The organism is Streptomyces anatolicus, from assembly GCF_019400875.1.
Classification (GTDB): Bacteria; Actinomycetota; Actinomycetes; order Streptomycetales; family Streptomycetaceae; genus Streptomyces; species Streptomyces anatolicus.
This window is the reverse complement of the sequence record NZ_WMBF01000450.1, coordinates 1-5,188: the sequence shown is the minus strand read 5'-3', so window position 1 is coordinate 5,188 and position 5,188 is coordinate 1. Positions and strand designations below refer to the sequence as shown.

6 protein-coding genes are annotated in these 5,188 nt (G+C 72.8%); 2 read left to right on the top strand and 4 right to left on the bottom strand.

The genetic code is table 11. The features are described 5' to 3' along the window. Positions 1–167: 167 nt before the first annotated feature. Complete coding sequence (locus GKQ77_RS27175; protein WP_219691572.1) at positions 168–1,091, bottom strand: LLM class F420-dependent oxidoreductase; 924 nt, start codon at positions 1,089–1,091, stop codon at positions 168–170. 248 nt (positions 1,092–1,339) lie between these two features. On the opposite strand from GKQ77_RS27175, the gene GKQ77_RS27170 reads away from it, so the two are divergent. After that, entirely contained in the window at positions 1,340–1,597 is a 258-nt protein-coding gene (locus GKQ77_RS27170; protein WP_219691573.1) for a hypothetical protein, read from the top strand. 122 nt (positions 1,598–1,719) lie between these two features. Here GKQ77_RS27170 and GKQ77_RS27165 read toward each other — a convergent pair whose 3' ends face one another. The 3 genes from GKQ77_RS27165 to GKQ77_RS27155 all read right to left on the bottom strand — a co-directional run bounded on the left by GKQ77_RS27165 (position 1,720) and on the right by GKQ77_RS27155 (position 3,962). Further along, positions 1,720–2,202 (bottom strand): DUF6099 family protein, encoded by a 483-nt coding sequence (locus GKQ77_RS27165; protein ID WP_219691571.1) that lies wholly within the window; start codon positions 2,200–2,202, stop codon positions 1,720–1,722. Between the two features lie 264 nt (positions 2,203–2,466). After that, positions 2,467–2,802: a nucleotide pyrophosphohydrolase gene (locus tag GKQ77_RS27160; RefSeq protein WP_219691570.1), complete on the bottom strand. Its 336-nt coding sequence runs from the start codon at positions 2,800–2,802 to the stop codon at positions 2,467–2,469. Continuing rightward, entirely contained in the window at positions 2,799–3,962 is a 1,164-nt protein-coding gene (locus GKQ77_RS27155; RefSeq protein WP_219691569.1) for an AAA family ATPase, read from the bottom strand. Before GKQ77_RS27155 ends, GKQ77_RS27160 begins: the two co-directional genes overlap by 4 nt. A 312-nt stretch (positions 3,963–4,274) precedes the next feature. Between GKQ77_RS27155 and GKQ77_RS27150 the strand changes: the two genes are divergently transcribed. After that, entirely contained in the window at positions 4,275–5,147 is an 873-nt protein-coding gene (locus tag GKQ77_RS27150; RefSeq protein ID WP_219691568.1) for an isocitrate lyase/PEP mutase family protein, read from the top strand. Positions 5,148–5,188 lie beyond the last annotated feature (41 nt).

The following is a 5,188-nucleotide window of genomic DNA, read 5'->3' as shown; positions in this document are numbered from 1 at the left end:
TGTCTGACAATTCCCGCCTGCCTCGCGACGCCATGCACGCACTCTCGCCGCACCGGGCGCAGAGCCAAGTACGTCCAGTACGAGGCCCTACGCCCGGCACGCCGAGAGCACGCACCTGACGCCGCGAAGCCGCCCTCCGGGCGACGCCGGGAATTGTCAGACAGGCCCTAGGACAGCTGGGACTGCACCTGCGAGGAGATGAGTTCCAGGTGATCCAGGTCGGAGAGGTCCAGGCACTGGAGGTAGATCCGGCTCGCGCCGATCGCCTCATAGCGCCCGATCTTGTCGACGACCTCCGCCGGGGAGCCCGCCAGGCCGTTGGCCTTCAACTCGTCCACGTCCCGGCCGATGACCGCCGCACGCCGGGCGACCTCCGCGTCGTCCTTGCCGATGCAGGCCACCAGCGCGCTGGAGTACACCAGGTCGTCCCCCTTGCGCCCGGCCTGCTCGGCGGCGGCCCGGACCCTGCCGAACTGGCGCTCACTGTCCTCGATCGAGGCGAACGGGATATTGAACTCATCGGCGAACCGCGCGGCGAGCCGCGGCGTGCGCGTCGCGCCGTGGCCGCCGATGAGGACCGGCACCTTGGGCTGCGTGGGCTTCGGCAGGGCCGGGGAGTCGGTGAGCTGGTAATGCTTGCCCTCGAAGTCGAAGGTCTTGCCGGTCTCCGTGGCCCACAGGCCGGTGACGATCTCCAGCTGCTCCTCGAGGCGGGCGAACTTCTCCTTCGGGAAGGGAATGCCATACGCCTTGTGCTCCTCCTCGAACCAGCCCGCTCCTAGGCCCAGTTCGACCCGGCCGCCCGACATCTGGTCGACCTGCGCCACCTGGATCGCGAGCACACCGGGCAGCCGGAAGGTGCCCGCCGTCATGAGCGTGCCCAGCCTGATCCGCTTGGTCTCCCGCGCGAGCCCGGCCAGCGTGATCCACGCGTCCGTCGGGCCGGGCAGGCCGTCGGCGGAACCCATGCGCAGATAGTGGTCCGAGCGGAAGAACGCGTCAAAGCCGAGGTCCTCCGCGGCCTTGGCGACGGTGAGCAGAGTGTCGTAGGTCGCCCCTTGCTGGGGCTCGGTGAAGATTCGAAGATCCATGGCTCCATCCTGCACGCTCGAACGTCCGTCAACCCCGCCGGTCGCGCCGGTCCCCGGCCACCCCGGTCGGGTGAAAAACCGTCATGTGGGCCGCTGCGGCGGGCCCGCCCCAGTGACCCGGCCCGCCGGGAGATCGTTGCCTCGGGCGGAGCCGGACCGCCCGGCACCCGCGCCGGCGGCCGCCGCCGGGGCGTCGCTCGCGTCAACTGCCCTCCCCCGCCGGGAGGGCGAGGGCCGAGGAGGCCGTGATGTCCCAGGAAGCCGTGCCCGAGCAGGAGGCAGCGCAGGATCCGTCCGTGCCCGCGCCCAAGGGCGCACCGAAGGGTCTGCTCCAGCAGATGGAGGAGCTGATGGCCGCGCTCAACGCGGACCTGACCCAACTCGACGCCGACCTCCAGCAGTCCGCCTCCACGGTTCCGCGGCCGCCCGGCTCCGGGGAGCCATGGCAGCTCACCTCCACCGAGCCCCAAGCGCCCACGCCCGCGGGGCCGCGACCGCCCGCGTAGACGGAGCCGTGGCCCTCCGGGCCCTGGGAGCCGACGTGCCGGACCGCGCGCTTCAGCGGGGCGGGGGCGCACCCGCGGCGTGGGGCGAGGGCGTCGCTTCGGCGAGGCCGTGCTGTGGTCTCTCATGCCGGGTCCGCCGCCGAGTCCGGCTCCGGCAGGCCCCGCTCCCGCACCGCGAGCCTCCGCAGCATTTCGAGGACCCGGTCCCTCGACTCGTCCGCGGCGTCTATCGCCTCCATGCACTGCCAGTACACCCCCTCGTCCGCGGCGCCCATGGCGACCCCGACGAGCGCCATACCGACCTCGCCGAGCAGTTGGTCGAGCGCGAGCAGGACATCCTGCGCCTCACCCGTCTCCGTCAGCCGCGCCGCCCGGATGTCCTCCGTCCCCATACGCGGCGCGTCGAGCACCCCGCACGCTCTGCCGCCGACCTCGCTCAGGCCCAGCGCCTCCCCCCGTAACTCCGGAGGGCCCGTGACCGCGAGGCGGCTGCCGATCGCCTGCGCGAGCGCCTGCGACTGCCACACCTCCATGACGATCGCGACCGGCTCCTCACTCCGCGCCAGGGCGCGCCGGTTCGCCTCGATGAGCCGCATCGCGTTCATGCGCAACCCCCCATCCCTCCCGCGCGCGCACGCCGCACGCCCGCCCGAACTCCCGCATCCACTACCCAGAGTGATACTCATCCGGTCGAAAAGCCAGGGGAAGCCGGAAATCTGTGGACAAGCAAACGGGATTGGACAAGCCATCCACTCCGGAGAGTGACGAAAGTGTCGGAGAAGGGGCCCATCGAGGGCCCCGCGGGCCTCTGACGCGTACGCGGAGGGCACGCGGCGCGCACGCGGTGGACATCCTCGACGTCGCGGACGTCAATGCCCCCCGGCCGCCGGAAACCGCTCCTCGTTCCGCTCGATCTTCGCCGCGAGCGCGGCCAGCGCGTCGATCCCCAGGACCTCGCAGAACTGCAGCAGATACGCGAGGACGTCGGCGACCTCGTCCGTCACCCGGTGCGCGGAGTCCGGGTCCTTCATCACGCGCTCCGACTCCTCCGGCGTCAACCACTGGAAGATCTCGACCAGTTCGGACGCCTCCACGCTCAGCGCGGCGGCCAGGTTCTTCGGGGTGTGGTACCGCTCCCAGTCGCGGGCCGCCGCGAACTCGGCCAGCCTGCGCTGCAGTCCCGCTACGTCAAGTCGTTCCGTCACGGCTCCAGGTCTACCACCGAGGCCCCGGCGGCGGCCGCCCAGCCCGCCTCCCGCACCGCGCCGACCAGGCGGATGTGGCCGCGCGCACAGGTCCGCGCCGCCAGTTCGCCGAGCGCCCGCCTCTGCCGGGCGTCCAGGCGGCGGTCGAGGTCGTCGGCGAGGACGGTGAGCGTCTGATACGCCGCCGGAACCTCCGCCACCGGGTCGACGGCGAGCACGCCGGGGCCGGTCAGCAGGACCAGCGCCAGGGCCAGGAACCGCAACTCGCCGTCGCCGAGCCGCGCGAGCGGCGTACGCACGCCGTCGCCCCGGTCCACGACGGCCCGCACCGATCCGTCCGGCTCCTCCTCCGCGAAGACGTCGGCGACCGGCCCCGCGCAGCCGTCGCGCGCAGCCGAGACGAGCAGCGCGTGGCGCACGGCACACTCGGAGCGGGTGCGCCACAGGACCTCGGCGAGGTTGTCGCAGCCGCTCAGCAGGCGGCCCGCGCCGATCAGCCCCGCCGGGACCGGCGCGCGCATCCGGCCGGGCCGCGGATCGCAGGGGAACGCCGAGCGCAGCGCGACCACCATCTGCTCGGCCGCCGCGAGCACCAGCCGCTGCCCGTCGGTCTTGCCCGCCACCCGCAGCGGCACGAGCGCGGTGCCGAGCCGGTCGTCCGGCATCGGGGCGCGGGTCACCGGTGCCGCGCCCGCGGTGTGCCAGGCCGCCTGGACCATGCGGCGCCCGGGGTCACGCAGCGCCGTCTCCAGCAGGACGAGGCCGTCGCGGGTCAGCCGTTCGCCGACGACGCGCAGCTCGGGCTCGGCCTGGACGGCGAGGTCGAGCCGGACGGTTCCGGCGGGCCCCGCCACCGTGCAGCCGATACGGAATCCGCGCCGCTGCTGGCCGTCGGCGCGGGCGCGTTCGGGCACGCACGCCGCGGGGTCGTCGAAGACGTCGGCCAGTTCGGCCCCGGCGCCGAGCCGCGCCAGCGCCTCGTACGCACGCATCGCGCTGGACTTGCCGCTGCCGCTCGGCCCCGTGAGCAGCGTCAGCGCGCCGAGCGGGAGCACCGTGCCGCGGTGCCCGGCGAAGGCGGACAGCCGCACCTCCGTGACCTGTGGCCGGCCCTGACCTGCCGGCGGCCGAGCGGCCGGCACCGGAGTATGCACCGTCATGTCCGGAAGCTAAGCGGCCGTGAACGGGGCGAACCGTTCCGCCCGGCCGACCTTCCTACGATCGGGGGATTCACCCGAAAGGCCCCTCGGCGCGGGTCGGCGACGGGCTACGGGCGGCCGCCTTCTCGATCACCACCGCTACAGACTCGATCACCACCGCTACAGAGAAGTGACGTTTCTCTGGTGAAAGCGCTGCGCCGGGAGGGTGAGCAGAACACGGATTGACGCGTTCCGCTCCTGGTCCCGAAATCATTCTGGCCCCGCACCACGTCTCCCACACGACACGTCTCCCACACGACCAGGAGCCAGGCGTTGGATTACGGAACCCAGTTGCGCGGCGAGATCGCCGCGCCGGGCACGACTCCTCTGATCGGGGTGTACGACATGTACTCGGCGTCCGTCGCCGCCGGCCACTACGACGGGATGTTCGTCTCCGGCTTCGGCTTCGCCGCCTCGTACTACGGGCTGCCCGACATCGGCTTCATCGCCTGGCCGGACATGGTGGCGTTCGTGCAGCGGCTGCGCGGGGCGTTCCCCCGCCACCACCTGCTCGTGGACATCGACGACGGGTACGCCGACCCCGAGGTGGCCTGTCACGTGGTGGCGAGCCTGGAGCGCGCCGGCGCTTCCGGAGTCGTACTGGAGGACCAGAAGCGGCCTCGCCGGTGCGGGCACGCGGACGGCAAGCAGGTGCTGCCCCTCGACGAGTACCTGACCAAGCTGGAGATGGTGCTGGCGACCCGCACGGACATGGTCGTGGTGGCCCGCACGGACGCCACGGAGGAGGCGGACATCCTTGAGCGCGCCAGGTGCCTGGCCGCCACCGACGCGGACGTGATCCTGGTGGACGGCGTACGCAGCGTGGAGTGGATCCACCGGATCCGCGAGGTGGCCGACGGCAAGCCGCTGCTCTTCAACCAGATCGCAGGCGGCAAGTCCCCGCGGCTCTCCCTCGCCGAGCTCACCGGACTCGGCGTGGACGTCGCCATCTACAGCACGCCCTGCCTCTTCGCCGCGCACGAGGCGATGGAGGCCGCGCTCACCGGGCTGAAGCGCGCCGACGGCAGGCTGCCGTCCGTCGACCCCGCCCGCGGCATCGGCGTCGCCGCCTCGACCCGCCTCCTGGAACGGAACATCGCCCGCCACCAGCGCGGACCCGGCGGCCCCGCCGAGGGCCCGGCCTAGGGCCTGTCCGGCGGATCAGGTCGCGTTCGGGTGGCGGACCC

Bases quoted from the DNA above. Each gene is read 5' to 3' on its own strand.
- GKQ77_RS27175 (WP_219691572.1), bottom strand. From the start codon at position 1,091: ATGGATCTTCGAATCTTCACCGAGCCCCAGCAAGGGGCGACCTACGAC.
- GKQ77_RS27165 (WP_219691571.1), bottom strand. From the start codon at position 2,202: ATGAACGCGATGCGGCTCATCGAGGCGAACCGGCGCGCCCTGGCGCGG.
- GKQ77_RS27155 (WP_219691569.1), bottom strand. From the start codon at position 3,962: ATGACGGTGCATACTCCGGTGCCGGCCGCTCGGCCGCCGGCAGGTCAG.
- GKQ77_RS27170 (WP_219691573.1), top strand. From the start codon at position 1,340: ATGTCCCAGGAAGCCGTGCCCGAGCAGGAGGCAGCGCAGGATCCGTCC.